Origin of the sequence: Shewanella oncorhynchi (assembly GCF_012584455.1) — a bacterium.
Lineage (GTDB): Bacteria > Pseudomonadota > Gammaproteobacteria > Enterobacterales > Shewanellaceae > Shewanella > Shewanella oncorhynchi.
On sequence record NZ_JABAEB010000003.1, the window covers coordinates 379460 to 405233 of the forward strand.

The following is a 25774-nucleotide window of genomic DNA, read 5'->3' on the forward strand; positions in this document are numbered from 1 at the left end:
TAACGACAACTAACATCAGTTCATATTTGTTAATAGAGGAAGCCTTTGTGATGATCACAGGGAAAAGGGTAAAAGAAGTGAGTGAAGCGGTAGCGGTATTGCTGATCAGTGCCGCCGTGTGTTGGGGTTTGCCCTTTGTGGCATTAGCTTCGCCGAATAGTACCGGCACATTGTCTGCGCCACAGAATATGGCTTCGGCAATGGTCGGGCAAAATAGTGCTGAGTCACACATCATTAATTACGATGATATTACGCAGGGGCTGTTGCTTTATCGCCAGCCGAGCGGTGCTTGGGTGCCATCTTTGCCGCTCGATACACAAGTGTCGATGCAAGTCTCTGGCTTAAGTAATCGCGTGAGCTTGAAACAGGTTTTTCGCAATAATACTGAATTTGTGTTGAATGGGCAATATTTGTTCCCGCTGCCCAATGAGGCTGCGGTGGATTCGTTGCGATTACATATAGGCCAGAGAGTGATCGAAGGGCAAATTCATCCTAAGGCCGATGCCAAGCAGATTTTTGAGCAAGCGAAAGCTGAAGGCAAACGTGCCAGCTTAGTGAGCCAAGAGCGGCCTAATATGTTCACGACCGAAGTCGCAAACCTAGCACCTCAAGAGGAGCTGATTGTAGAAATCAGCTATCAGGAGACCATTAAATATGAAGATGGTTTGTTTAGTTTACGTTTTCCGCTGGTGGTCGCGCCCCGTTATATTCCGGGATTAACATCGGATTCAAGTGCTAGCGACTCACATGATCCTATGGCACTGGTTCGCCAATCAAGCCGAGTGACAAGTTCGCAGGTGTTTGATGCTGACCGGATTGTGGCACCAGTGCGGGACGGCGCCAGTGGACGCGATCCTGTGCTGAAGGCAGACATTCAAGTCTTACTCGCAAAGGGGGTTGATAAAGCGTCCATTGAGAGTCCTTACCATGACATCAAACTCAAGCAAGGCAACAGCGGCGCGGTCGATGTATCGCTGGCGCAACGTGTGCCCGCTAATCGTGATTTTGTGCTGCAATGGCGAGTACAGCAGGGCACGAGCCCAATGGCTTGGGTGTTTAATCAGCAAGGTAAAACCCATAAGCTCGATGGCGAAAATCTGTCTCAGGATACACTTGAGACAAGTAAAACCAGCGGCGTAAATGATGATAATTACAGTCTCGTCATGGTGTTGCCTCCTAAGGTTGAAAAGAGTACTCAGCCGAGTTTGCCCCGTGAATTAATTTTAGTGATTGATACTTCGGGCTCTATGGCGGGGGATTCTATCGTTCAAGCTAAAAATGCACTGTTATACGCGTTAAAAGGACTGAAGCCGGAGGACAGTTTTAACATTATCGAATTTAACTCCAGTTTGTCTCAGTTCTCAACAGTGTCATTACCGGCGACCTCGTCGAATTTGTCACGGGCCCGTCAGTTTGTGAGCCGTTTACAGGCCTATGGTGGCACTGAAATGGCGTTAGCACTGGACGCTGCCTTGCCAAAATCCTTGGGCAGTGTATCGCTTGATGCAACGCAGCCTTTGCGCCAAGTGATCTTTATGACCGACGGCTCTGTGGGCAATGAACAAGCGTTATTTGATTTGATCCGTTATCAAATAGGTGAAAGCCGACTATTTACTGTCGGTATAGGTTCGGCACCTAATTCTCACTTTATGCAAAGGGCGGCTGAACTCGGTCGTGGCACTTTTACCTATATTGGCAAAGTGGATGAAGTCGATGAGAAGATCAGCGCCTTACTGAGCAAAATTCAATATCCGGTGTTAACCGATATTCAAGTGCGTTTTGATGATGGCAGTGTGCCCGATTACTGGCCATCACCGATTGCCGATCTGTACCGCGGTGAGCCAGTGCTCGTGAGTTTAAAGCGCAGCGCCCGTGAGCCACAGGAGTTAGTGATTTCAGGACGCCAAGGGCATCAAAACTGGCAACAGTCGCTCTCGCTGCAGGATAACTCCGCAGGATTGATGACCCATCAAGGTGCAGGTTTAGACTTACTGTGGGCGCGTAAACAGATTGGTGCATTGGAGTTGAGTAAAAATGGCGCGAATGATGACAAGGTCAAACAGCAAGTGACAGCCTTATCAATGAATTATCACTTAGTCAGCGCCTATACCAGCTTAGTGGCGGTGGACTTAACCCCAATTGATTCAACTGCAATGAGCCGTGATGCCGTGGTTCGTCAGCACTTGCCCTTAGGTTGGCAACCTTTTGGAGCCTTGCCGCAAACCGCGACGTCAAGCCGTTTGGATATGTTATTAGGTGCGCTGACCTTGCTACTCGCTTTGATTCTTACGGGATCGATTCTTCGACAAAGACGGGAAGAGAAGGCGGCCTTGGTGGCACTTACCAGTGAACGATGAGTTAAGCGCGATGAGCAAAAGCAGAACACAGCGATTTTTAGTGGTGGGATTATTTTTAATTGGCGCAACATTGTTAGGAAAGGGACTCTATATGCAAGCTAAAGCACACTTTGCCCAGTATTTGATTGAACAGGCGTGGACTAAAACCTTGGCTGATGGTCAATCCCATAAGCCTTGGTCATGGGCGGATACTTATCCCGTGGCAAAGCTGTCTATTCATCGTGAACAAGTGGCGGCGAGCAACAATATTGAAGCAGAGCTTAATGACAGTTTATATGTTCTTGCGGGGGCTTCTGGGCGAAATTTGGCCTTTGGTCCGAGTCTGGTGTTGTCCAGTGCGCCAGCGGGGCAAAAAGGCAATACTGTGATTGCCGGCCACAGGGACACGCATTTTGCGATACTTAATGGCATGGCGGTGGGGCGTCGATTATCGTTACAAACGCTTAAAGGCAATCACATTATTTATGAAGTGGTGGCGACTCAGGTCGTACATGAAACAGAAACTCAATTTATGGCGCCATCCGATGATAATCGCTTAACGTTAATTACGTGTTATCCCTTCGATTCACTTCAAGGTGGTGCTGAACTGCGGTTTGTGGTGCAGGCGATACCCGTCGAAAATGAGTCGATGGAAACACTCGGTACGAATGTATCCGTTTCAATAGGGAGTGGCGTGCAAGGGAATATTGGAACTGTTTCTCGCAGTTTCAAACATTAATCTGAAATCGAATTTAAATCCTTCATATAGCTTTCAAAAAAATACTCCTTTGTTAATCATCTTAGCCTGAAGCTGAATTATCGGCTTCAGGCTAAGTTATAACCATCAGTTACTGATAGGCAGCACACGATTTCGTCCTAAGCGTTTGGCTTCATAAAGTAATTTGTCTGCCGCTTCAATCAATTGCATACCCGTTTGTTTTTCTTGCCATTGGGCGACGCCAAAGGAAGCACTGATATTATTGATGCGTTCGTCTTTGCGTCTGTCTTTTAAACTGAGTTTTTCGAGTCCACGGCGCATAGCTTCGGCCAGTTGCCTTGCGATACGTAGCTGACTTTTAGGGACAATAATCGCAAATTCTTCACCGCCAAAACGATACAGTTTCGTGCCATCGCGGCAGGATTCCTGTAGTCGTTTCGCCACGGCGCGTAACACTTGGTCGCCGAGTTGGTGGCCATAGGTGTCGTTAAACACTTTAAAATGGTCGATATCGGCCAAGATCACACAAGTGCCTAAGGGGGCTTGGGCTATCATTCCTGCAAAATCAGTGTCAAAGGCGCGGCGATTAAAGCAGCCCGTCAGTGCATCGTAGAGAACGTCTTTTTCTGTTTGTTCAAGTTTTTTCTTTAGTGCGTCTATTTCGGTTTGAGCCTTCTGCAGCTGACCAGTAAAGAACTCTGTGCTCGAGCGAATATTGTCCGACTCTTTCACTAAGCTGCGGACCAGATCGAGTACTTGTTCGACGCTAAAGCCTTCGTCTTCGATGCGGTTGAGCTTTTCAAAATTACTTTCGATACGCGACTGGAAGTCATTGGCATCTAGATTGGTATCTTTGAGTGATTGGGAAAGCTCAGTCACCATAGCATCCAGATTTTGGCGCATTTCTCTGACATCGAGTTCAACTGGGTCGGCAACATATTGGCGATACAAGATTTCGCTACTGACTGGAGGGCAAGTGTTGTATTGGGCAATAACAGTATCGAGTTGTTGATTTAATTCGGGATTTTGTTCACCAACATAAGTGTACCAAAGCGCATAGTTGACGGGTGTGGTCGGAATTTTATGTTTGAGCATCAGAGGCACTGCTTTTTTGAGGTTCAGTGCAGCAGCTTGTAATAACTCTAGCGACATATTGTTACCTTACTCAATGAAAATACACGGATATTTTAAAATTTTCGCTATTTTTTATTCTGTTGCAGTCAGATTTAGGTCAACGACAAGAATATCGGTCAGATGGAGACATGATTACCGTTTACTCTTGGATGCAGCGACTCCGTTTGCGCTAAGACTTCCATCATAAATTAAAGATGATATGGTAAAGTCTATCCTTAAAACCAAATAATGATAATAACTTGGGAGAAAGTTGTGAAAAATTTAATCATAACCACAAGTCTGTTGGCCACTATCTCATTACCTGTCTTTGCTGAAACGGCATTTGTGAAAAGTCTCGATCTCGTGCAATACCGAACCGATGTGAAAACCTTAGCGAGCGATGCTTTTGGGGGACGCGCGCCCTTGTCTGAAGGAGAGACGTTAACTTTAGACTATTTAGTGGCAGCATTTAAAGATATGGGTCTCAAACCCGGATTTGGCGATAGCTATTTACAGGCGGTTCCTTTGGCGCAAATTAGTGCCGATCAAAACATGCAGCTTGATATCGGCGGACTTAAATTTGCCAATGGCAGTGAATTTACCGCGAGAACCCAAAGAATCGCCGACACCGTGAGCCTGAATAAAAGCGATGTGGTATTTGTTGGCTATGGTATCAATGCACCCGAATATGGCTGGAATGATTATCAAGGGTTAGATGTAAAAGGCAAAACGGTCATCGTTCTCGTGAATGACCCCGGCTTTGCGACCCAAGATCCAACAATATTTAAAGGCAATGCTATGACCTATTATGGTCGCTGGACTTATAAATATGAGGAAGCGGCACGTCAAGGCGCTGAGGCCGTGTTTATTGTTCACGAAACAGCGCCTGCCGCCTATGGCTGGGGAGTGGTGCAAAATTCCAACACAGGGACTAAGTTTACTCTGGTCGATGCCAATAATAACCAAGGTCAAGTGGGCGTGATGGGCTGGGTTCAGCACGAAACCGCACAAAAAATCTTTGCCAAAGCGGGATTGGATTTTGATACCTTAAAACGGCAAGCAGCCAAGCCAAACTTTAAGGCTATCCCACTTAAGCTGAGTGCGCAGCTCACGTTAAACAATAAAATTGAACGCGCCGAGTCCCATAACGTCGCGGCCTTACTGCCCGGTAAAACGCGCCCCGACGAAGTGGTGATGATGCATGCCCATTGGGATCACCTTGGCACTGTGATTGAAGACGGTAAGTCAGAGATTTTAAACGGTGCGGTCGATAATGCCAGCGGTGTGGCGGGGGTTTTAGCGTTAGCGCGTTACTTCAAACAGCAAGCTAGCACGGCGCCACTGGATCGCTCGGTGCTCTTCAGTGCCTTTACTGCAGAAGAAACGGGTCTGATTGGTGCACAGCATTTTGCTCAGCATCCCAGTGTGCCAACCAAAAATATCGTCGCCTTTTTAAATATCGATGGCATGAATGTAAATAAAGGCGTGGATTACATTTTGCGCTATGGGGAAGGGGTATCTGAGTTGGAGCAATACTTAGATAAAGTTGCCAAAGCCCAAGACCGTTCGGTAAAAGCGGATCCAAGACCACAGAATGGATTGATGTTTAGATCAGACCATTTTGCGCTGGCCCAGCAAGGTGTACCAGGATTGTTATTTATGAGTCTTGGGGATACAGATCCTGACTATATTGCGCATAAATATCACCAAGGAGCCGATGATTATGATCCAAATTGGACGTTGGAGGGGGTGAGTCAAGACCTAGACTTGATCGCCAGTATGATAACCACCTTAGCGAATGGTTCAGATTGGCCCCATTGGCTTGAATCATCAGACTTTAAAGCCAAACGTGAGCAGGATGGCCGTAAATAGGTTTAATGGATTGGATTATGAGGGCGTCCAGTAGGCGCCCTTATTTTTTAGCACTAATTTGGGCTAGGGTTCGGGCAACTGTTTGAGCTAGAAGGGGTGTTTAATACAATATGGGAAGAGATTTTTTATAGAATTAAAATTAAAAGGAATAGCTGATAGAAAGCATAGGACCAATAAAATTGTAATAGATGTTGTAATCGGCGATTTGAGTATCTTTATTCGGCGAATTTTGGGCGATATCAACGTCAACTTTATAGTAGTTATAGGCCACGCTCATTCGCCAGTTTGGGGTGATTTGTGCATTAACCCCCACTTTAATATCAACCAGTTCGCCTTTGACATCATTGAGTTTGATGTAAAAATACTGTGCATGGCTGGTGATTTGCCAACCGGGAACAAATTCATACTGACCATATATGCCAATGTCGGGCAGTGGCGCAGTGACATTTTCGTCAACAATGCGCGGAATTGCTTGGCTACCGCAGACATTATTGAGTAATTCCGATGAAGCGCAAACACCAATCACCCCTTCAAAACCTGTCTTGATAAACATAGTATGTAAACCAAGTGATAGACCTACATCATAGTTACTGCCTTGAAATACATCATAGCCATAGCCGAAGCGCAGTACATCAATGTTTAAGGTTGAATTTAGATTACCGCCTGCTTTGATATCGTAAATGGTGTCGTTAATCTCGAGCTGGAAGGGTTTGGTTAAGGCTTGGGTTTCGGCGTTACGATGAAGCTGTTTCCAGTCTAGGTAGATATTGTGCCGTTCGTTAAAGTGATAATTTAACTCGATAAAGGGTAAAAATTCGTTTTCTGCAAGTTGTAGATCGGACTCATAATCTAAGGTGAAATTATTACCCGAAATAGGGTTAGTGACTTCCATATTGGTGTCTGATTGCGAATAAAAGCCGCCTAACTGAATAGTAAAATCATCGGCTTGCACTTGAGTGCTGAGCAGTGACACTATGATTAGGGGTAATAGGCGGATCGACATGTTAAGGAGTGACTCCTGCATTATTCTTATTATGTTTAGCGATAAGGTCAGAATTTAGTGCCATAAAAAAACAACATTTGGAGTTTAACAGCAAATTTTTTAATGTGAACAAAATGTTTTAAAAAATGCAAAAAATTGTGATTCAAAACAAAAGTAGAGCTGGTTCTCGTGAGGTTGAATGAAATTTGAGTGAGCGATCACATCAATTGTGGATTGAAAGACTAAGGGCAAGTGCTTCCTGAACGGCTTTAGGATTGTTGTGTTGGATGGGGCGAGATACAAATGGATATAGACACAAACATGGAGGAGAATCATCGATATTGAGAATATCTAGCGGTACGATCCCGCTAGATATTGATATGTCCTAGTACTTCTATTTCGTCTCGATAGAGGACGATAGAGGTGACGGGGTAGAAGTCTCAGCCTCTACGCTATCAGCTACGATTTTTGGGCTACTTGGTTCATCTTTATTAAACATGCCTAAACGGATGCGAATAAAATGCAAAATTTGCGCGGCAATATCCACATTCAAACAGGACTCTAAGCCCTCAAACCCTGGAGATGAGTTAGCCTCACAAATTTTGTAATGGCCGTTATCAAACAATAAATCGATACCTGCAACATCAAGATCGAGAATATTGGCTGTTTGGGTGGCAAGCCATTCAATTTCAGGAGTGATCTGAAATGGACGCGCTGAACCACCGGCACTGACATTGGCTTTGAAGCTGTCTTCTTGACCACGCCTTTCATAGCAACCCGCCACACGACCACCAATAGTGAATACGCGTAGATCGCGCCCATGACTGTTAGCGATAAACTCTTGCAGAATGATGTTAGCGTTTTTATTGGTCGCTTCAATCAACTGCATTAAATCGTCAAATTCACGCGCCTTATGGGATAAAAACACACCACTGCCCTGTGAGCCTGAAAGTGTTTTTATCACCACAGGAAAACCGAGATGGCGTTCTACGAGGGCGATATCGACGGGGAATTTAACCAACATGGTTTTAGGCGTAGGCAGATTCTTCTCGGCCAACAATTGTTGGGAGAATAACTTGTCTTTAACGATTTCAATGGCTTTAGATGGATTGAGGCAATATACCCCTAATCTTTCTAAGTGACGAATAATGGCTAAAGCAAAGTAGGTCGTGCCTGAGCCCATTCGCGGAATGATAAAATCGGGCAGCTCGACGGCTTGCCCATTCAATAAAATACTCTTGTTATCTTCTCTGGTGACAGTCAGATCAAATTCATCAGGTGCGTAAACTTCCAACTCTATGTTATCGGCTTTTGCTGCCGCCAGTAGACGCTCAATTTCATACCATTCAGGTTTTAGCTGAGTCGCGGTTTCTTTATATAAAATCCAACCACGCATTTAGTAGCAAACCTTAATCTTCATTCTTTATCCTCGGGTTCAGGTTCATCCTGAACATCATCTTCAATATCAAATACAGCCTCTGCCTCTATTTCTATCTCGGGCTTGGTTGCAGGCAAATGCACTGTACCAACCACGGCATAAAAGGGTTTCCCCATGGCGAGCCTGCGATACTTTACCCAGATCTGCTCTAACAAGCTACTGGGGGCGATATTTCCTTTGGCGACTTCCACAAATTGGGCTTCATCAGAGGTGCAAGGCAGCGTTTTTCCTTCCGCTAAATTCTTCATCGCATGACCATGCAATTCAAGGAGTTCAGCTTCTTTATTGGTAAAATCGCCGCTTCGTTTAAAGCCTTTGGGGAAATTAGCGTCGTCGTAGAAACGTTTTTGAGAGACAAAACTGGCAGCAACTGAGCCGTTAAACGTCTCAGAACCCTTGTTAGCGTTAAAAAAAGACTGTTCAGACATGGCAGATACCCTCTAGTTTTTGATATACAAAGATTTGCAACTGGAGTATTGGCTAGTATTATTGATTTATAAATCAAAAAAATTTGCCTATGTTGGTCAAGAATTTTTATGGATACCGATTTACTAAAAACCTTTCTCGAAGTCTCCCGTACTCGCCATTTTGGTAAAGCGGCTGAGAATCTTTATCTCACCCGAAGCGCTGTGAGCTTTAGGGTGAAACAGCTTGAGAGCATTTTGGGTGTCGCCTTATTTGAACGGCAACGTAATAATATTCAGCCCACGCCAGCAGGCGAACGTATGCTTGGTCATGCTGAAGCGGTGTTAACAGCATGGGAGCGGGCTAAGCAAGATGTTTCCCTCAGCCAGTTACAGACAACGCAGCTTGCCATTGGTGCAGGGCCGAATATTTGGGACGCTTACTTGCAAGGTTATTTACAGGGACTGCATGTCGGTTTACCTGGCGTGGCGTTGCGCACCGAAGTGCTACCCGCGAATGCAATGACGCGTCAGCTAATGGACCGTACCTTAGATATTGCGATTTCATTCGATCCGCCAAAGCTTGATCAATTTGAGATAGTACAACTGGGGCAAATTAATTTGTTGTTGGTGTCGAGCTTAAAAGGTCAAACGGTAAAAGCGGTTGTGCCGGGGCAATATGTAAAAGTCGATTGGGGTACGGCGTTCAATATTGTTCACGCGCAGGAATATGCCTCGCTGCCAGTGCCAACGCTGCACACGAGTTCAGCACGTATTGCGTTAGATTTCATCTTGAATAATGGCGGCTGCGCATTTTTACCTGAGCATCTAGTGCAACATGCATTGCGCGGCGGCGAATTGCATCTTGTCAGCGGCGCGAATGCCATTTCACGAAATGTGTATCTTGCGTATTGGGCTGAGAATGACCGCTTAGCCCAGATCAAACAAGCCATCGACTTTTTAAGGGAGGATGGCTCAATGGTTTCTCATACAACGGTTTAGAAACTAAGAATTAAAGCACTAGCGGTGTTAATACAACCAGCCAAGTTAATCCACAAAGCGCAAGACTCATAAAGACGGCAGCCGAGGCAATGTCCTTGGCTTGGCCACTTAACGGGTGTATTTCACTGCCGACACGGTCAACCACAGCTTCAATCGCCGAGTTTAATAGCTCAACAATCAACACGATAAACAACGTGAAAATCAGCATAAGGCGTTCAATAGTGCTGATATCAACCCATAAGGCTACGGGTAACATGACTATCGTTAAGATTAATTCCTGTCTGAAGGCGGCTTCGTGGATCCAAGCGGCCTTTAGGCCCTTCATCGAAAATCCCGTCGCTCTGAATATGCGCTTAATACCGTGATTATTGGCTGGTTTCATAGTGTTTCCAATTGACGTTAGCGACAAAGCGCTGAGGTTCTGCTCATTCAAAACAGGGTGAATAAACCCTACTGTTGTCTTTGTTAACATTTGACTGAGTCATAAATTTGGCCGCAGTATAGCCTGAGATGAAAAGTGCATAAACAATTAACTGAGCAAATTTGATCATCAACATTCGTTGTTAACTTAGGGAGTTAGTGACTTTTGCGGTTATTTTAGTGCAACTTTAGCCGTGCGGCCTAAGCTTGATGAAGGATATATTGCAGCGTGGGCAAGGGAATGACTCATACTAACCCGTTACGAAATTTAACATTTAATCAGTTCATCCGTTTTAGTGTTTTTAAGCTCAGCTTGCTCATACTTTGCGGTTTAACTCTTTCGGTTAACGCACAAACCTCACCACCTGCCATACAACTTGCTACCGAGTTTGATGCGACTCGAACTTCGCAAGATATTAATATTCAAAATTTTTTGATTAGTGAGAAACTCGACGGGGTTCGAGGTTACTGGAATGGCAAGGAATTATTCACTCGGCAGGGAAATGCCATCGCCACACCCATTTGGTTTACTGCGAATTTTCCGAATTATCCCCTCGATGGTGAATTATGGCTTGGGCGAGGTCAGTTTGAAGCGATGTCGAGTTTAGTTCGACAAACCTCAGCTAAGGATGATGATTGGCGCAAAGTGCGATTTATGGTGTTCGATGTCCCCAAGGCGAGTGGCGACTTTCAGCATCGCTATCAATTTGCGCTGACTGAACTGAGTGGCAAATCGAATTATCTTAAAGTCATAGTGCAGTTCCAAGTAGAAAGCCTTGAAGCCCTGTATCAAAAACTCGATGCCTTAGTTGCAAAAGGCGCCGAAGGCTTGATGCTGCATCGCAGTTCTGCGACTTATATCAGTGGCCGAAATCCTCATTTGATGAAGCTAAAACCTTATTATGATGCTGAAGCTACTGTTATCGCTTATATCCCTGGTAAAGGTCAATTTGCAGGGCAGATGGGCGCATTAAAAGTGCAAACGCCAGACGGCCGAATTTTTAGTATTGGCACAGGTTTTAGTCTCGCAGAGCGCCAACATCCCCCCGCAGTGGGCACTATCATTACCTATAAATATCTTGGTCTTACTGTCAATGGCTTGCCCAGATTTGCCAGTTTCCTGCGGGTACGCAGTGATGTCGAATCAAGTAATAAAGCCACTGCAAAGTAAACAACATCATAACGTTATTAATAGATATAACTTCGCTTGCTGTCTATTAAGCCTGCCGCGAGCTGTGCTGTGCTGTGTTGATACTGTGGACAACAGCGATGGACGAGTCGTGTTTGCACCGAGCGCTAATCCAACTCTTGTTCGAGCAGATGGATTGCATAACTTTGGGGTAGGCTGTGGTGCTGATGACAATCGCGATTTTGTAAGGGATAAGGATAACAAACTGATGTTTCACCTGTGGCGGTTTGACAATATGAAGCCACTGCCAAGATTAATTGAGGATGTGAAAGTTGAAAAACGGTAACCCGTTACAGTCGAGTTTGACTGTGCTCCATCAATGGTTGTGGGCTGCTTGCCTTGCAAGGCTAAGTTGGTAAGATGTTGTTCATAAAGAAAATCAAATCGTTGTACATCTAAGGACATATATGGAAATTTCATTACTTGCCGATAATCCCTCTGCGATAGACACGGTAGCTAGTTGGTATTTCAACGAATGGTGCCAAGACAATGGTAGCTATACCAAGGAGGAAGTCGTTAAAAAAGTCTCTGCATCAATAAATCGAGATACCGCGCCTATTCTGATCATTGGAAAAGTAAATGGTGTTCTTGCTGGTTCAGCAGAGCTAAAAATTCGAGAAATGGACATATACCCAGAATTTGAATTTTGGCTTGGTGGTGTTTACGTCACTCAGCAGGCTAGGGGACAGGGTGTCGCCTCAAAACTTGTGAAAGAGATAATATCGCTAGCACATAAAATAGGTGTGAAAAAATTATATCTTCAAACAGAAGATTTAACTGGAGGTTTGTACTTACATCATGGGTTTAAGCCTATAGAACAAGTGAATTATAAAGGTATAAATGTATTGGTTATGGGCACAAACATCGGTGAATAACAAGTTTGTGAAGGTACACTGCCGCTCAATTGTGGGAAGCAAGTGGAACGATATGATCATATTTCACAGGGCTACCTAAGTAGGTCAAAGCATCCCCAAATGGCATCATTTTTAATCTTAGAGTTTTCGTCAGTACAAGAAAATAGATTTCCTGTTTCAACAGTAAGAACCAGTTGTGTTCTGTTTCAGTCAAAGTGTTTATAAAGTCATTAGCAAGGCCATATAATCAGATGCTGAGTGACTCTTTACAGAATCTAATGATGAAAATGAGTCGAAATCTTCCAAACTTTGACAGTTATTGTTGAATCAATGGCTACCAAATAAGAATAGGCCGCGCGTAGTTGCGACCGATTTTACGATCGCTTAGTCAGTGTTGGAGCACTGCCCACGCTTGGCCCTCGCAGACTTCAGATCAATGTTGAACTCTTGATATCACATTATGCTTTTACTGCTGTTATCGTCGTGCGGCGGGCTTTTTTACAAATAAAATAAACCTTCTGCCTCACGCTTGACAATAAGTGAAACGTAAACAATCTTTTAACATGGAATATTTTCAGAAGGTTACTTTTATTTCTGCAGAATAGAATTGTTTTCACTACGGGAACACAGGAGTGTTTAACCCTTCCACTGAGATTACTAGGTTCATTTGAGGTGATCCTCAATGAATAATCTAGACTCAAGGTATCGTGATAAAACGCAATCATGAAAAGGAATTTCAATGAAAGACGTTAATATTTATCCGTATCAATCAATCTGTTCAGACCGGCTCAGTAAGCCAGAGACTGCGATCAAAACAGCAAATTTCAATTTTAATATCGAAACCCATTTATTTGGATTTGGTTGAGGTCAAGTCTTGTACGCTATTTGTATCGTGACATCACGCCTGCAGTGGCGGGTGTTATGAAAGCCCTGATTTTAAGTCGTTAAAGAAAGTGGAATCGTAAACGTTTTAAGCATTGAATAAGTCAATAACAAGGAGAGTTAATTTCATGTCTATCAAATCTTTTAGCTACAGTACGCTTTTTTTGTGTATGAGTGCTGCTGTACATGCAGAAGCACCAGTAGAGACAAAAACAGCTATAACGCTACCCACGTTAAGCCCTGTTATGCCACTGGAAATCACAGCAAAACCCCCGTTCTCACTCGAAAGCCTGCAACATGATTTTGATGATTTTTCTTGGCAATCGTTTATTGCACTTAACTGGCCAGCCAATGCCGATGGTACACCCAATACCATGTCCACCATTGGGCAAAAAACTAACCAGCCAGTCGTGTGGCTGCATTGGAAGGAAAGCCGAGATATTTTTTTACCCGATGGCGTAAAACCACCTGGGTGGGATCAGTCCAATAATGTGCCGGATGTTTGCAAAAGTATTGATCCCAAGTCCATTCCTGAAGGGACTATTTATTTAACGCAAGTAGGGAAGACCCCGAATGTGTTGGATGAAAGTGGCGAGCCTTTTACAACGGGTCCATTGATTGATCAAAACGGGCTTTATACCCGTTATGAAATATTAACCAATGAAACTATGTTCAATTTTATTTTGGACAATAACCTTTACAGTAAAAAAGGACAGAAACAGTTTAATGCCGATGTCGACTTTACCGCGAGCGACAGTAAAACCGGGCAGGTAGGTTCTATCATGCTTAAGGCATCATGGATAAAAATGGGCGGCAAGTTTGATGCGACGAATTACTATACAACTTACGCGCTAGTTTATAACAATCCCGAAGAGCAGCACGGGGTCAAGCCCGCGTGTGCGCTTGAGCAAGTCGGGTTAGTGGGGTTTCACATTGCCCACAAAACCGCAGACGAACCACAATGGATTTGGTCTACCTTTGAGCATGTCGCTAATGCGCCAACCCAAGGTGAGTCAGCATCATTGTCGGCATATAATTTTTACGATCCTAAATGTACTGACTGCAAAGTGAATGAACCCCCAGCACGCCCGTGGGATCCGGCAAACCCGCACACTAAACCAACTCAAGTTGAACGCGTTATTCCTATCACTGCCGATGCTAAAGCCTTAAATGCCAGTTATCACGCTGCACTCGACGCTGTCGTGCCGGGATCGGTATGGAAGAACTACGAATTGATCAGCACGCAATGGCCTACCGATGCCAAAAATCCCACCGATCCAACGGGCGTGCCTGCTCCCTCATTTTTAGCGAACACCACGCTCGAAACTTATATCCAAGGTTCGGTAAAGCAAACATCAAGCAGCTGTATGGCTTGTCACAATAATGCGGCAACCACTAACGGTAATTTTGCTGATTTCACTTACTTGCTGCAACGCGCGCAATAATTTACGAAAGGAACTCATCATGACTGATATTACAGGCGCGACTGCCGATACTATGAATCATTTTATTGGTTTGAGCGCGGTATTAACCGGCTTTGCTACCAGTATTATTGCCCCGACATTGGATCCCGTGGATATTAAATCCGAATACTTAGCCGTGTTTACGCAAAAAATAACCGAAGAATCGCAGGACCTAACTTTAGTTACAACTATTCTGCAAAAATTTGCGGCGTTAAAAGCGCAGCAATTATCAGATCAACAAATTGGCACGCAAATGCTGGCACCAGACAACGGGGCTAATTTTGTGTTGGCCTGTCGTAAATTGATTTTTATGTGGTACTCAGGTGCATGGCCAACCATTATTCCCGCGACGGATACAGAGCCGGAAACCACGGTTAGCGATATGATTTCGGCAAAAAGCTATACCACAGGTTTAGTCTGGCAAGTTATGCAGGCTCATCCGATGGGGGATTCAAATTATCGCTATGGCTATTGGGCGAAACCACCCGCTGTACTGTCGGCCTATACGGGTCATCAAGGAGGTGCAGTATGAGCACTCAAACCAATTACGATGTCATTATTGTGGGATCAGGTATTGCCGGCTCTATCATGGCTTATCAATTGGGGATGGCGGGGAAAAAAGTATTAATCCTCGAAGCAGGGCAGGAAGTGCCGGTTGACCGCAGTGGTTACATGGAAACCTTTTTTAAAGCCAATGCCAAAACACCTGAATCACCTTATCCTCCTACTACGCAAAATCCAGCGGCATCGACGGCGGATAATCCACTCGGATTGCCTGATCCTGCGAAGGAAAATGTGCCGCGTTATACCGTGTTGCAAGTTGGCGCATGGCGTAATCCAAAGCAATGTTATTTCGATTACACGCCGCAACCAGAGCATTTGAAACCTGACAGCCCTGAAGCAAAGTTTGCTTTTGCGAGTTCCTATGAGCGTATTGGCGGCGGCACAACTTGGCATTGGCTAGGAACCAGTTTGCATCTATTGCCCAATGATTTTGAGTTGCAAACCCAGTATAAGCAGGGTGTGGATTGGCCCGGTGGAAAACAATTTTATCAGGCGCTGGTTCCTTACTATGAACAGGCGACCAATGAGATTGGCGTCGCCGGTGACAAAGAGGCGATGGATCAGCTTTATCGCGGATTTAATGTTTCACCGGATGGTGTTTATGGGCCGAATTACGATTACCCAATGCCTGGCATTGTTTCATCTTTAGTTGATCAACAATATGAACAAGCGGTGAGCGATATGGTGTACGACAATATTCAATTGTCAGTCACGCCAACCCCCCAGGGGCGCAATTCATTACCGGGTGAACGCCGTCAATGTGCGGGGAATACGAATTGTATTCCTATTTGTCCTATCCAAGCCAAATACGATGCCACTGTGACGCTCGGGCGAGCATTGCAAACCGGCAATGTTGATGTATTTTATCGGCACGTCGCGACAAATGTTCAAGTGGATGAAAACACAAAGGATGTTGTTGGTATTGATTATGTGACCTATCAAACTCACGGGGGGATAGCGACGGGCGGCGGTACCGTTACGGGTAAAAAATATGTGATTGCAGCTCACGCGATTGAGACGCCAAAATTATTGCTCATGTCTAAACGTAATAAAGCCTGTCCGAACGGCGTCGCCAACCATAGCGATCAAGTGGGGCGTAATTTGATGGATCACATTATGTATTTGGCCTGGGGTCTGGCGAAAGATCCTGTCTATGGTTTTCGAGGGCCTTTATCTACTGCGGGTATCGAAAGTTTACGCGATGGCGCCTTTCGTAAAGACCGTGCCGCCTATCGTATTGAAATCGGTAATGAAGGTTGGCAGTGGGCTGCGAACGATCCATTCACGACCTTAGCTGATTTTGTATTTGGGCAAAATAATTCGCAATTAAATGGGGATTCTGTCAATCAGCAGGGGATTCCATTACGGTTTGATCCCGCCATGTCTGCGAATAGCGCTTTATTTGGTGCCTCACTGGTGAATACCTTGAATGGTATTTACACACGGCAAATTCGTATGGGCTATTTAATTGAACAATTACCTGATCCGGAAAACCGTGTCGAGTTGTCGGAGACGCTGAAAGATAACTTAGGTTTGCCGCGCCCCAAATTAACCTATCGTGTACGCGAGGATTATGTGCGCAATGCGTTCGTGTCGGCTAAAGATATTTCGACCAAACTCTTTGACGCCCTTGATGCGCGGGAATATACCAAGGCTCCGCCTGCGCCGGTATTTTATGGTGATAAGAGTCAAGTAACGTCGAATAATTTTGAATATCAGGGCCATAATTTTACGTTTTACGGTGCTGGACACATTGTGGGGACGTATCGAATGGGGGACTGCAGAGATACGTCGGTGGTGAATCATCGTCAGCAATCTTGGGATCATAGCAATCTGTTTTTAGTCGGTAGCGGAGTGTTTCCAACAGTTGCAACGGGTAATCCAACCCTCACTTTGGCAGCGTTGGCATTCCAGGCTGCAGATCATGTTTTGGAAGACCTTAAAATAAGTTAAAAAAGTTGTAATTATTCATTAGCTTGCTGTTAATTCCCATTGAAAACCGCGTGCAAATTGGCGCGGTTTTTGGCTAACTGAATATACCTTCATATTACGCTAACTGGCATTTTCCTACTCATAATGCAGTTTATTGTCATTGTATTTAAAATCAAAATATTACAGTTTTTTATGCTGATAATTGGTTTGAAAACTGTGCATGCGTGTGTTGTCGGATAGTATGTCTGATAGAAAACTGATGAGTTTCACTCAAACTGAGCGTTAATTGGGCGTGCTTTAATAAGCGAATAAAGTTAATTTTTACTGATATTTATCAAAAGGTTAACTGAATACATGATTACTAAGAAATATATCGTTGTCAATCCACATGAAAGTGAGTTCCCTAACCCCATTACGTTCAAAAAAGGTGATCCTCTTGTCGTTGGAGAAAAATATGAAGGTCCTGAAGGCTGGGATCTCTGGTTCCTTTGCACTACGCCAGGGCAAGATGCTGGTTGGGTTCCTGGTCAAGTGATTCAGCGCCTAAAAAATGCCAACGGGCTGGCGCTTGAGGACTATACGGCAAGAGAACTTAATGTGCATGAAGGGGAACAACTCATTGGCACACGAATGTTGAATGGCTGGGTATGGTGTATAAAAGCTGTCAGCGAAGAATCAGGGTGGGTACCATTAGAAAACTTGAAAGAAGTGGTAGATCTATCCCGCGACTAAAGCACCTTTGCTATGCAGTCAAATCCAAGATGGCTCCTTGGTGTATTGTGCCAAGAGGATGATGACTGGCGGATATTGAGAGCTTATATCTGGCACGCAGAAGTCATTGGCGTAAAAGTGTTTTTTAGCGCAAGCTTTCCGTTTCTGTTAATAAAAAAGCCAGTATATTCAATATACTGGCTTTAACTTTAAACTTGATTAATGAGCACTATAAGCTGGAATATAAAAGTCATCAGCATCTTGTCTTTAACAAACTATGCGCCTTATATTCCAAATGCAGAGTGACAGGCTGACTAGTCGTTATGACGTTTGCCTGAACGTTTAAGTCTCTCTGCTGCCAGTTTGGCTTCTTTCTCTGCTTCTTTTTCGGCCATGATACGGGCGACTTCAATCTTTTCAAGCTCTGCCATCGCAGGCGTTTCTAGCGAGAGTAAGCCTATTTTCCCCGAGCGATATTCATGCAGTAATAACTCTGATGCCTTGTGCATATCGATGCGACCACCGGGACGCAGCGCACCACGTTTGCGGCCGATTTCCTCGAGAAGTGCGACATCATCCTTGGGTAATTCACTTAAGTTATAACGCTCACAAATCTCTTTTGGATAAGCGGTTAAGAAATACTTGGCGGCGAACAGGGCCACATCTTCATATTCCATTGCCGTATCTTTAATTGCACCAGTGACGGCAAGGCGATAGCTGCTCGCTTCGTTATCCACTTTGGGCCATAAAATACCCGGGGTATCCGACAGCACGATACCGTTACGTAAATTGATCCGTTGCTGGGTTTTGGTTACCGCAGGTTCGTTACCAGTTTTGGCGATAACACGGCCAGCTAAGGTATTTATAATGGTAGATTTCCCAACGTTGGGTATCCCCATGATCATAGTGCGAATGTCTTTTTCGGTTTTATCGCGACTTGGCACTAGCTTACGGCAGAGATCAGGGATTTTTTTCACCATTGCCGCTTGCAGCGTTGTGATCGCCGTGGCTTTGACGCCTTGCTCACGCTCTAAGTATTCAATCCATTGTGCGGTGATCTCTGGATCGGCCAGATCAGATTTATTGAGCAGTTTGATACAAGGTTTGTCGCCTCGAAGCTGAGCCACCATGGGGTTTTCGCTACTGTAGGGAATACGCGCGTCCAGCACTTCGATAACAAGATCGACCTGAGGCATTGCCTCTTCAATCTCCTTGCGTGCCTTGTGCATATGCCCCGGATACCACTGAATTGCCATGATAACGCCTTGTCCTAAATAACTTAAAGAACGGCTATTCTACCTTGAAGGTGGCGAATGTCATAAAAAAAGCGCCCTAAGGCGCTTTAATCGCTTAATCCTTGACTGTCTCTTGCGATTGTTACTTGGATTAATAGGCTGAATTAAGGCTTAGATCACCCCAAGTTCGCGCAATCTTTCCATTAGATAACTGTCAGCCGTATAGCGATCCGATAGCACGACTGCAGGGTTTGGATGTAAAAATAACGGCAAAGAGATCCGTGACTTGGTTTTATCCGTACCTTCAGGATTGATGACGCGGTGTGACGTCGATGGGAAATAGCCGCCAGAGGCTTCCTGTAACATGTCACCGATATTGATAATAATGTTGCCAAAATCGCTTGGGACATCTAACCAAGTGCCATCTTTGGCTTTCACTTGTAACCCAGGCTCATTGGCTGCAGGTAACACTGTGATAAGGTTAATATCTTCGTGGGCCGCGGCGCGAATGGCGCCCATTTCTTCACTGCCTGTCATCGGCGGGTAATGCAGGATACGCAGTAAGGTTTTTTGGCTATTGGTGATCATTTCTGGCAATGGCATCGAAAACTTGGCTTTTACGTCTTCTGGTGAGTAGGTTTCGATCCACTCTAATAGTTCTGCAGCCAGTGCGTTGGCTTTATCGTAATAGGCGAGAATATTGGCACGCAGTGAATCGGGGATACGGCCCCAAGGGTACACGTGGTAGTACTCTTTAATGTCTTTGACTGTGTTGCCTTTGGCGGTTTCAGAAATCGACGCTGGGAAGAAACCGTCGTGGGTTTCTTTTTTAAACATATAGTCGTTTTTGGCTTCTGAATTAAAAAAGGCTTGCCACTCGGTGTAGATGTCTTCAACTAAGCGCTTATCAATCGGATGATTAGATAAAACACCAAAGCCAGTTTCCCGAAGTGATTCAACGAATTGCTGGGCACTGTCTTCAGCGCGGTAATCAATGGTTTCTAATTTCATTTTGGTTTCTACTTGTTATATTTAGTTGTAATTTGACCCGCTGCAAGTGTAGCCGTGTGCTGATGTGGGTGCAAATACTCAGCTACTGTGATCTGGATCAACTGCCGTATTTTCCGTCATTTATGCAGTCGCTTATATAAGCACTTATATTAGTACTTACTTGAGTGGTAAGATTTTAGTCACCAAATCCGTTAGTATGGGCATTAGATTTGTTGTGATTGGATTGATGTCAGCTGCATTTTGAAGCCGAGTGCAAGAAATCTTGCTTGGAGTGGGTCTTATGTTGGCTTCCTTATAAATCAGCTTCTTAATCAAAGAATATCGAAATACACAACGACGTGAGTCGAAAGGGCATTAATATGAATAAACTGACCGATTTTGAACGCTATGTTATCGAAGAGAAAGGCACTGAACGCCCCTTTAGTGGTGAGTATTATGAGCACGATGCTAAGGGTTTGTATTTATGCAAAAAATGCCATGCCCCCTTGTATCGCTCTGAGCATAAATTTAATGCCCATTGTGGCTGGCCTGCCTTCGATGATGAAATTGCCGGCGCTGTAACCCGCCATATAGACGCTGACGGCCGCAGAACTGAAATTGTTTGTAGCCAGTGCAGCGGTCACTTGGGGCATGTCTTTGAAGGTGAAATGTTAACACCTAACAATATCCGTCACTGTGTTAACTCAGTTTCTATGGTGTTCAAAGGGATGGATGATGCTGTTGAACAAGCACCGAATCACTTTGCGACTTTTGGTGCTGGGTGTTTTTGGTGCGTCGAAGCGATTTTTAAAAGCCTAAAGGGCGTGGTGAATGTCACTTCTGGCTATGCTGGCGGTGATGCCCATGATGCCGATTATAAATCTGTTTGCTCGGGCCAAACCGGCCATGCAGAGGTTGTGCATATCGAGTTCAACCCTGAGGAAATTGATTTTACGACGTTATTACAGGTCTTTTTTGAGAGCCATGATCCGACCACGCTTAATCGCCAAGGTAATGATAAGGGGCCACAATATCGCTCCGTGGTGTTTACCCATAATGCTGAGCAGATAGAGCAAACTACCGCTATGCTGACTCAGTTAGCAGCAGCCAAGGTTTTTGATGCGCCGATAGTGACCCAAGTTTCAGCATTTGATACTTTTTATCCCGCTGAAAATTATCACAACGACTACTTCGCTTTACACGGTGAGCAGCCCTATTGTCAGATGGTCGTGCGTCCTAAAGTCGAAAAAGTGAAAGCCTTGTTTACAAGATTGCAGAAGGCTTAAGCGATTTAGCACAGGGTGTTAAATACAAAGACGCCACCGATAAAGGTGGCGTTTTTTATGGGGTTTCTAAAGTGCAAAACCTAGTTGTTCTCTTAACAAGCCGCTTAGCTTGGGTTTAACGATTAGCGTAACTTTTGATTCGCTACCGACGCAACTATCGGCTTTCAGTTAACCATTGGGCGTATTGTTTGGTGTAATAGCTGACAATCAAATCTGCACCCGCCCGCTTTAAGCCGATAAACGTTTCAGTCACCACCGCACGCTCATCCAACGCGCCCGCAAGGGCGGCAAATTTAATGCCCGCATATTCACCGCCGACTTGATAGGCGGCGAGTGGTAAGTGGGTTTCTTGTCTTAAACGGCTGAGCACATCTAAGTAGGGTGTGCCGGGTTTAACCATCAGGATATCGGCGCCTTCGGCTTCATCTAATGAGGCTTCTAACAGGGCTTGACGACCATTAGCATAATCCAGTTGATATCCCTTGCGATTTCCACTGAGTTCACAATCGACCGCGGCTCTAAAAGGACCGTAGAAGGAAGAGGCGAATTTTGCCGAGTGGGCCAGAATCGCCACATGTTCAAAACCTGCGGCATCGAGCCCTTGGCGAATGGCTTTTACTTGACCGTCCATCATGGCCGATGGTGCTAACATATCAGCGCCCGCTTTGGCGGCTGTTATCGATTGCTTAACTAAATTTTCGACTGTGAGGTCGTTGCAGACTTCATTATTGTGAACTACGCCGCAATGGCCGTGATCTGTGTATTCACAAAAACAAATGTCGGGGATCACCATCATCTCAGGCACGGTAGCTTTAATGGTGCGCACCATACGGGCGAGTAAACCATTGTCGTCCCATGTATCGCTGCCCTTATCATCCTTAGTGTGGGAAATCCCAAAGGGCATCACATAGCGGATCCCGAGGGCATAAAGCTCGCGAACTTCATCCGCCAGTGCGCTCTCAGGTAAGCGGCTGATGCCAGGTAGCGTGGAGATGGGCACGGCATGGGTGATGTGCTCTTCAATGAACAGGGGATGGATAAGATCGCTCAGTGAAATATGGGTTTCGCGCAGCAGATCGCGCATTGCTTCTGAATTACGTAAGCGTCTTAAGCGACGCAATGGAGGCGTGTTTAACATGAAATGTCCTTATCGAAGGCGGGTTAAAGCAATCGTACAATACTAAGGGAATAGCAAGGGATAAATTCGTCCCTTACTTTTGTGCTCTGACAATCAAAGTTGAAAAAGTTTCCCCAAGCGAGCTATATTCATTAATGAGTTTATTGATCATTGACTTAGATCACATAAATCCATCTCGTCCAGATTTGCGACTGAATATCATGCGGGCGCTATTTTAGCTGAGTTGCTTGCTTAGCCCTTTGTTTTCGGGCATTTGATGTTATTATTTGCGCCAGTTTTCTCATGGCATATTCGCGCAATACAGATTATGTAAATTTGATGCGAAATCTTGCCCGCTAATCCGGTTTTGAAATGACAATAACACACGAACACTCTGCTTGTATTCTTGCCTTAGACACTTGTACCGAATCCTGCTCAGCTGCGCTGCAATACCAAGGTCAGATGTATGCTGAACTTGCCGATGCACCGCGTGAACACAGTCAACGTCTGCTGCCTATGGTCGATTCAGTGCTCAAGCAAGCGGGCATTCGCTTAGATAAAGTGACTGCGATTGCTTACGGACGAGGCCCTGGCAGTTTTACGGGGATCCGTATCTGCACTAGCATGACGCAAGGTCTGGCACTGGGGTTAGATTTGCCTGTGATTGGTATTTCAACCTTAGCGGCAATGGCACAAATGGCGATTAGCCAGCATCAAGCCGAGCAAGTTTTGTGCGCCATTGATGCGCGCATGGGGGAAGTGTATTGGGGCCAGTTTGTGGCCGTTGACGGTATTGCAACGCTTGTCGGTAAAGAAGTGGTCAGTTCACCTGCGGACGTACAACTTCAGCTCGATACTCAAGCGCCAATTGTGGGCTGCGGCACAGGTTTTGATGCTTATCCCGATTTGCTGGCACTCGGCAAGGGGATTTTAGCTCTCGAGGCCGTGAAATATCCCGATGCAAAGGCTATGCTGATATTGGCTGAAGCAGGCATAAAAGCTGGACTGACAACCTCGGTCGATGAGCTTGAACCTGTGTACTTACGTGATACAGTCACATGGAAAAAGTTACCCGGTCGTGAATAAGCTGTTCTTTGCCTGAGTATCTGCGATAGAATCTCAGGCAATTAATGCTAAGCATTCTTTACGATGAATGGCTTAACGATGGATAGTGCAAACTTAAGGCTTCTTGATGCAAGTTAATGTGAATCAAATGAGTTTGACGAATGCCGTAGCGAGTAATAGACCCGCTATCGCTCAGGGGCTGACTGCGCCTGAATCGTCACGCCCAGTGATTGAGCAAGATGCCGTCGAAGCCCTTAGTTTAGAAACTCAGCCTAAAAGTAAAAACGCAGCGGGAAATTTACAGTCAAGGCTTGGTGCGCACCTCGAGTATGAGCAAGATACTCGCGGCCATCAGGGAGCGATTGCCCAATATTTACAAACCCAACATGCCGCCAAACGCGATGAAATTCAGCAAATGGTGGGTGTGGACTTGTATGCTTGAGCATCAAAAAACGTCTTCTAGTTCAACCTCGCGATTTTCCTCTTCTAAACTGACAGGCTTAGCCACAAGCGGTGTGCCAAGCCGTGGTTTGTTTATTATCGAGCTAGTTTTAGCTTTATTGATAACTCGAATTCCCTATTTGAGCGTGCCGTTTAAATGGCTTGAAAGCTATTTTCATGAACTGTCCCATGGCATTGCAACGATTTTAAGCTCGGGCGTGGTCAGCCATATTCAGTTGTTTCCAAACGGCGCAGGATTTTGTTTTAGCCAAGGCGGCTCGCCGATGTTTATTGGCTTTGCTGGGTATTTTGGCGCAGCCTGTTGGGGATATTTAATCTATTTATTAGCGACTTGGCCAAAGGGGATCCGCGTGAGTTTTGCCTTGCTAGGTGCCTTAGTCGTGCTAAGCGGCTTGCTTTGGGGCAGGGATATTCTCACGTTAGTGATTTTAGCTGTGCTGACTATTATTTTGTTGTTACCGCTTAAACTCAGTCAAAACAAAATATTGACTCAGTTTTTGCGTATTATTGGCTTGATGATCATGCTTAATGCACTTGCGAGTCCGACTGTGTTGCTCGGGCTTGATGGTCAAGGTGATGCAGTGATGTTGGCCGAGCGTTCTTGGATCCCCGTGTGGATTTGGGTGGGATTATGGTTATTAACCAGTGCCTGCGCTTTGTATTTTGCGTGGCGCCGCGTAGATAATGCTGCAAGTCGTTAGTTCTCAAGCTTGTTTAATGCCTCAGTCGTCTAGTGTTTTTCCCATCTTTTTTCTGCTTTGAACTTTGTTGATTTAGGTAAAGGTGATTTTGCTCATCACTTTGAGCCATAACCACTTATGTCACTCAAAGCTTAGTTTTCCGACTTCTATTCCTTGGATTTTTGGCCATTGGCTGCTAGGTTAAGCCTTCGGTATCCATGGAGAATTACAATGAAAAAAGTCACCTTAGTTGCCAGTCTGCTGCTTGCTGGTTTATGTTCGAGTGTTACCTATGCCGATGAAAGCTTAGATAAAGTCTTAAAAAGCGATTTTCGTCAGGCTAAAAATGCCAGTCGTGACGTTTATCGTCATCCCGCTGAAACCTTAACTTTTTTTGGCATTACCCCAAAACAGACTGTGATTGAACTCTGGCCGGGTAATGGCTGGTACAGTGAAATATTAGGGCCTTATCTTGCTAAAGAGGGCCAATATATCGCAGCCAGTTTCGAAACAGCTCCTGCAACAGATACTCCCGGAAATCGTTATCGCGCGAACGCGGGTACTAAGTATGCTACGTGGATGACGGCCAATAAAGACGTCATGGGCAATGCTAAGATTGTTACCTTCGATCCTCCACATAAGATGGATTTAGGTGCTGACGGTAGTGCTGATCTGGTATTAACCTTCCGAAATCTACATAACTGGGCATCGACAGATCAGCTGGAAAACGTGTTTGCCGCGTCTTATAAAGTGTTGAAGTACGGCGGTATCTTTGGCGTGGTAGAGCATAGAGCTAACGAAGGAATGAACTTCAGCACTGGCTATATGGATCAAGCGGCTATGGTTGCTTTAGCCAAAAAAGCAGGTTTTACCTTAGTTGAAAGTGCAGAAATCAATGCGAACCCCAAAGATACGAAAGATTACGCCAAAGGTGTTTGGACGCTACCGCCCTCTTTTGCCTTGGGTGATACCGATAAAGAAAAATACCAAGCGATCGGTGAAAGTGACCGTATGACACTTAAATTTGTCAAAAAATCATCTTAATTACCTGACATCAGA

23 protein-coding genes are annotated in these 25774 nt (G+C 45.0%); 15 read left to right on the forward strand and 8 right to left on the reverse strand.

What is annotated here, in order from left to right; genetic code table 11:
• Positions 1–50 precede the first annotated feature (50 nt).
• Both HGO26_RS06330 and HGO26_RS06335 read left to right on the forward strand, forming a co-directional pair.
• Positions 51–2357, forward strand: coding sequence for a marine proteobacterial sortase target protein (locus HGO26_RS06330; RefSeq protein WP_168823995.1), 2307 nt, complete (start codon positions 51–53; stop codon positions 2355–2357).
• A gap of 10 nt (positions 2358–2367) precedes the next feature.
• Positions 2368–3075: a class GN sortase gene (locus HGO26_RS06335; RefSeq protein WP_168823997.1), complete on the forward strand. Its 708-nt coding sequence runs from the start codon at positions 2368–2370 to the stop codon at positions 3073–3075.
• 105 nt (positions 3076–3180) lie between these two features.
• On the opposite strand, the gene HGO26_RS06340 is transcribed toward HGO26_RS06335, so the two are convergent.
• Entirely contained in the window at positions 3181–4206 is a 1026-nt protein-coding gene (locus tag HGO26_RS06340) for a GGDEF domain-containing protein (protein WP_028760265.1), read from the reverse strand.
• Positions 4207–4416: 210 nt separating this feature from the next.
• Here HGO26_RS06340 and HGO26_RS06345 point away from each other — a divergent pair, with 210 nt between their 5' ends.
• A complete protein-coding gene (locus HGO26_RS06345) occupies positions 4417–6039 on the forward strand; it encodes a M28 family metallopeptidase (RefSeq protein WP_168823998.1) in 1623 nt (540 codons plus the stop codon).
• A 139-nt stretch (positions 6040–6178) separates the two neighbouring features.
• Here HGO26_RS06345 and HGO26_RS06350 read toward each other — a convergent pair whose 3' ends face one another.
• The 3 genes from HGO26_RS06350 to HGO26_RS06360 form a co-directional block, all read right to left on the reverse strand.
• A complete protein-coding gene (locus HGO26_RS06350) occupies positions 6179–7042 on the reverse strand; it encodes a hypothetical protein (RefSeq protein ID WP_168824000.1) in 864 nt (287 codons plus the stop codon).
• Between the two features lie 373 nt (positions 7043–7415).
• Positions 7416–8417, reverse strand: coding sequence for an ATP-grasp domain-containing protein (locus HGO26_RS06355; protein ID WP_113941500.1), 1002 nt, complete (start codon positions 8415–8417; stop codon positions 7416–7418).
• A gap of 20 nt (positions 8418–8437) precedes the next feature.
• On the reverse strand, positions 8438–8887 hold the full coding sequence (locus tag HGO26_RS06360) for a MaoP family protein (RefSeq protein WP_028760261.1): 450 nt from the start codon (positions 8885–8887) through the stop codon (positions 8438–8440).
• Positions 8888–8995: 108 nt separating this feature from the next.
• On the opposite strand from HGO26_RS06360, the gene hdfR reads away from it, so the two are divergent.
• Entirely contained in the window at positions 8996–9865 is an 870-nt protein-coding gene (gene hdfR, locus HGO26_RS06365; protein WP_168824002.1) for an HTH-type transcriptional regulator HdfR, read from the forward strand.
• Between the two features lie 10 nt (positions 9866–9875).
• On the opposite strand, the gene HGO26_RS06370 is transcribed toward hdfR, so the two are convergent.
• Positions 9876–10247: a diacylglycerol kinase gene (locus HGO26_RS06370; RefSeq protein WP_028760259.1), complete on the reverse strand. Its 372-nt coding sequence runs from the start codon at positions 10245–10247 to the stop codon at positions 9876–9878.
• Positions 10248–10526: 279 nt separating this feature from the next.
• On the opposite strand from HGO26_RS06370, the gene HGO26_RS06375 reads away from it, so the two are divergent.
• From HGO26_RS06375 to HGO26_RS06400, 6 genes are all read left to right on the forward strand, one after another.
• Positions 10527–11456, forward strand: a complete 930-nt coding sequence (locus tag HGO26_RS06375) for a DNA ligase (protein WP_168824004.1) — start codon at positions 10527–10529, stop codon at positions 11454–11456.
• Between the two features lie 425 nt (positions 11457–11881).
• Positions 11882–12349: a GNAT family N-acetyltransferase gene (locus tag HGO26_RS06380; RefSeq protein WP_168824006.1), complete on the forward strand. Its 468-nt coding sequence runs from the start codon at positions 11882–11884 to the stop codon at positions 12347–12349.
• A 989-nt stretch (positions 12350–13338) separates the two neighbouring features.
• Positions 13339–14655 (forward strand): hypothetical protein, encoded by a 1317-nt coding sequence (locus tag HGO26_RS06385; RefSeq protein ID WP_168824008.1) that lies wholly within the window; start codon positions 13339–13341, stop codon positions 14653–14655.
• Positions 14656–14674: 19 nt separating this feature from the next.
• Positions 14675–15205, forward strand: coding sequence for a hypothetical protein (locus tag HGO26_RS06390; protein WP_168824010.1), 531 nt, complete (start codon positions 14675–14677; stop codon positions 15203–15205).
• Positions 15202–17190: a GMC family oxidoreductase gene (locus HGO26_RS06395; RefSeq protein WP_168824012.1), complete on the forward strand. Its 1989-nt coding sequence runs from the start codon at positions 15202–15204 to the stop codon at positions 17188–17190. Before HGO26_RS06390 ends, HGO26_RS06395 begins: the two co-directional genes overlap by 4 nt.
• A gap of 333 nt (positions 17191–17523) precedes the next feature.
• Positions 17524–17901, forward strand: a complete 378-nt coding sequence (locus HGO26_RS06400; RefSeq protein ID WP_168824014.1) for an SH3 domain-containing protein — start codon at positions 17524–17526, stop codon at positions 17899–17901.
• A gap of 293 nt (positions 17902–18194) precedes the next feature.
• On the opposite strand, the gene ylqF is transcribed toward HGO26_RS06400, so the two are convergent.
• Positions 18195–19136 carry a ribosome biogenesis GTPase YlqF gene (gene ylqF, locus HGO26_RS06405; protein ID WP_011919190.1) on the reverse strand — a complete coding sequence of 314 codons (942 nt, stop codon included), beginning with the start codon at positions 19134–19136 and terminating at the stop codon, positions 18195–18197.
• Positions 19137–19286: 150 nt separating this feature from the next.
• A complete protein-coding gene (locus HGO26_RS06410) occupies positions 19287–20126 on the reverse strand; it encodes an isopenicillin N synthase family dioxygenase (RefSeq protein WP_168824015.1) in 840 nt (279 codons plus the stop codon).
• A gap of 359 nt (positions 20127–20485) precedes the next feature.
• Between HGO26_RS06410 and HGO26_RS06415 the strand changes: the two genes are divergently transcribed.
• Entirely contained in the window at positions 20486–21391 is a 906-nt protein-coding gene (locus tag HGO26_RS06415) for a bifunctional methionine sulfoxide reductase B/A protein (protein WP_168824017.1), read from the forward strand.
• A gap of 154 nt (positions 21392–21545) precedes the next feature.
• On the opposite strand, the gene hemB is transcribed toward HGO26_RS06415, so the two are convergent.
• The gene (gene hemB / locus HGO26_RS06420) at positions 21546–22529 is read right to left on the reverse strand and encodes a porphobilinogen synthase (protein WP_028760201.1); all 984 of its coding nucleotides are present in this window, start codon (positions 22527–22529) and stop codon (positions 21546–21548) included.
• Positions 22530–22880: 351 nt separating this feature from the next.
• Here hemB and tsaB point away from each other — a divergent pair, with 351 nt between their 5' ends.
• From tsaB to HGO26_RS06440, 4 genes are all read left to right on the forward strand, one after another.
• Complete coding sequence (gene tsaB / locus HGO26_RS06425) at positions 22881–23594, forward strand: tRNA (adenosine(37)-N6)-threonylcarbamoyltransferase complex dimerization subunit type 1 TsaB (RefSeq protein WP_168824019.1); 714 nt, start codon at positions 22881–22883, stop codon at positions 23592–23594.
• A 106-nt stretch (positions 23595–23700) separates the two neighbouring features.
• A complete protein-coding gene (locus tag HGO26_RS06430; RefSeq protein ID WP_168824022.1) occupies positions 23701–24015 on the forward strand; it encodes a hypothetical protein in 315 nt (104 codons plus the stop codon).
• On the forward strand, positions 24008–24736 hold the full coding sequence (locus HGO26_RS06435; protein WP_168824024.1) for a M50 family metallopeptidase: 729 nt from the start codon (positions 24008–24010) through the stop codon (positions 24734–24736). The genes HGO26_RS06430 and HGO26_RS06435 overlap by 8 nt, the downstream gene beginning before the upstream one ends.
• Before the next feature lie 210 nt (positions 24737–24946).
• Complete coding sequence (locus HGO26_RS06440; protein WP_168824026.1) at positions 24947–25759, forward strand: class I SAM-dependent methyltransferase; 813 nt, start codon at positions 24947–24949, stop codon at positions 25757–25759.
• Positions 25760–25774: the final 15 nt, after the last annotated feature.

What these genes read in the sequence shown, in the direction of transcription:
- HGO26_RS06330 (WP_168823995.1), top strand. Translation starts at nt 51, where the DNA reads ATGATCACAGGGAAAAGGGTAAAAGAAGTGAGTGAAGCGGTAGCGGTA.
- HGO26_RS06335 (WP_168823997.1), top strand. Translation starts at nt 2,368, where the DNA reads ATGAGCAAAAGCAGAACACAGCGATTTTTAGTGGTGGGATTATTTTTA.
- HGO26_RS06340 (WP_028760265.1), bottom strand. Translation starts at nt 4,206, where the DNA reads ATGTCGCTAGAGTTATTACAAGCTGCTGCACTGAACCTCAAAAAAGCA.
- HGO26_RS06345 (WP_168823998.1), top strand. Translation starts at nt 4,417, where the DNA reads ATGATAATAACTTGGGAGAAAGTTGTGAAAAATTTAATCATAACCACA.
- HGO26_RS06350 (WP_168824000.1), bottom strand. Translation starts at nt 7,042, where the DNA reads ATGTCGATCCGCCTATTACCCCTAATCATAGTGTCACTGCTCAGCACT.
- HGO26_RS06355 (WP_113941500.1), bottom strand. Translation starts at nt 8,417, where the DNA reads ATGCGTGGTTGGATTTTATATAAAGAAACCGCGACTCAGCTAAAACCT.
- HGO26_RS06360 (WP_028760261.1), bottom strand. Translation starts at nt 8,887, where the DNA reads ATGTCTGAACAGTCTTTTTTTAACGCTAACAAGGGTTCTGAGACGTTT.
- hdfR (WP_168824002.1), top strand. Translation starts at nt 8,996, where the DNA reads ATGGATACCGATTTACTAAAAACCTTTCTCGAAGTCTCCCGTACTCGC.
- HGO26_RS06370 (WP_028760259.1), bottom strand. Translation starts at nt 10,247, where the DNA reads ATGAAACCAGCCAATAATCACGGTATTAAGCGCATATTCAGAGCGACG.
- HGO26_RS06375 (WP_168824004.1), top strand. Translation starts at nt 10,527, where the DNA reads ATGACTCATACTAACCCGTTACGAAATTTAACATTTAATCAGTTCATC.
- HGO26_RS06380 (WP_168824006.1), top strand. Translation starts at nt 11,882, where the DNA reads ATGGAAATTTCATTACTTGCCGATAATCCCTCTGCGATAGACACGGTA.
- HGO26_RS06385 (WP_168824008.1), top strand. Translation starts at nt 13,339, where the DNA reads ATGTCTATCAAATCTTTTAGCTACAGTACGCTTTTTTTGTGTATGAGT.
- HGO26_RS06390 (WP_168824010.1), top strand. Translation starts at nt 14,675, where the DNA reads ATGACTGATATTACAGGCGCGACTGCCGATACTATGAATCATTTTATT.
- HGO26_RS06395 (WP_168824012.1), top strand. Translation starts at nt 15,202, where the DNA reads ATGAGCACTCAAACCAATTACGATGTCATTATTGTGGGATCAGGTATT.
- HGO26_RS06400 (WP_168824014.1), top strand. Translation starts at nt 17,524, where the DNA reads ATGATTACTAAGAAATATATCGTTGTCAATCCACATGAAAGTGAGTTC.
- ylqF (WP_011919190.1), bottom strand. Translation starts at nt 19,136, where the DNA reads ATGGCAATTCAGTGGTATCCGGGGCATATGCACAAGGCACGCAAGGAG.
- HGO26_RS06410 (WP_168824015.1), bottom strand. Translation starts at nt 20,126, where the DNA reads ATGAAATTAGAAACCATTGATTACCGCGCTGAAGACAGTGCCCAGCAA.
- HGO26_RS06415 (WP_168824017.1), top strand. Translation starts at nt 20,486, where the DNA reads ATGAATAAACTGACCGATTTTGAACGCTATGTTATCGAAGAGAAAGGC.
- hemB (WP_028760201.1), bottom strand. Translation starts at nt 22,529, where the DNA reads ATGTTAAACACGCCTCCATTGCGTCGCTTAAGACGCTTACGTAATTCA.
- tsaB (WP_168824019.1), top strand. Translation starts at nt 22,881, where the DNA reads ATGACAATAACACACGAACACTCTGCTTGTATTCTTGCCTTAGACACT.
- HGO26_RS06430 (WP_168824022.1), top strand. Translation starts at nt 23,701, where the DNA reads ATGCAAGTTAATGTGAATCAAATGAGTTTGACGAATGCCGTAGCGAGT.
- HGO26_RS06435 (WP_168824024.1), top strand. Translation starts at nt 24,008, where the DNA reads ATGCTTGAGCATCAAAAAACGTCTTCTAGTTCAACCTCGCGATTTTCC.
- HGO26_RS06440 (WP_168824026.1), top strand. Translation starts at nt 24,947, where the DNA reads ATGAAAAAAGTCACCTTAGTTGCCAGTCTGCTGCTTGCTGGTTTATGT.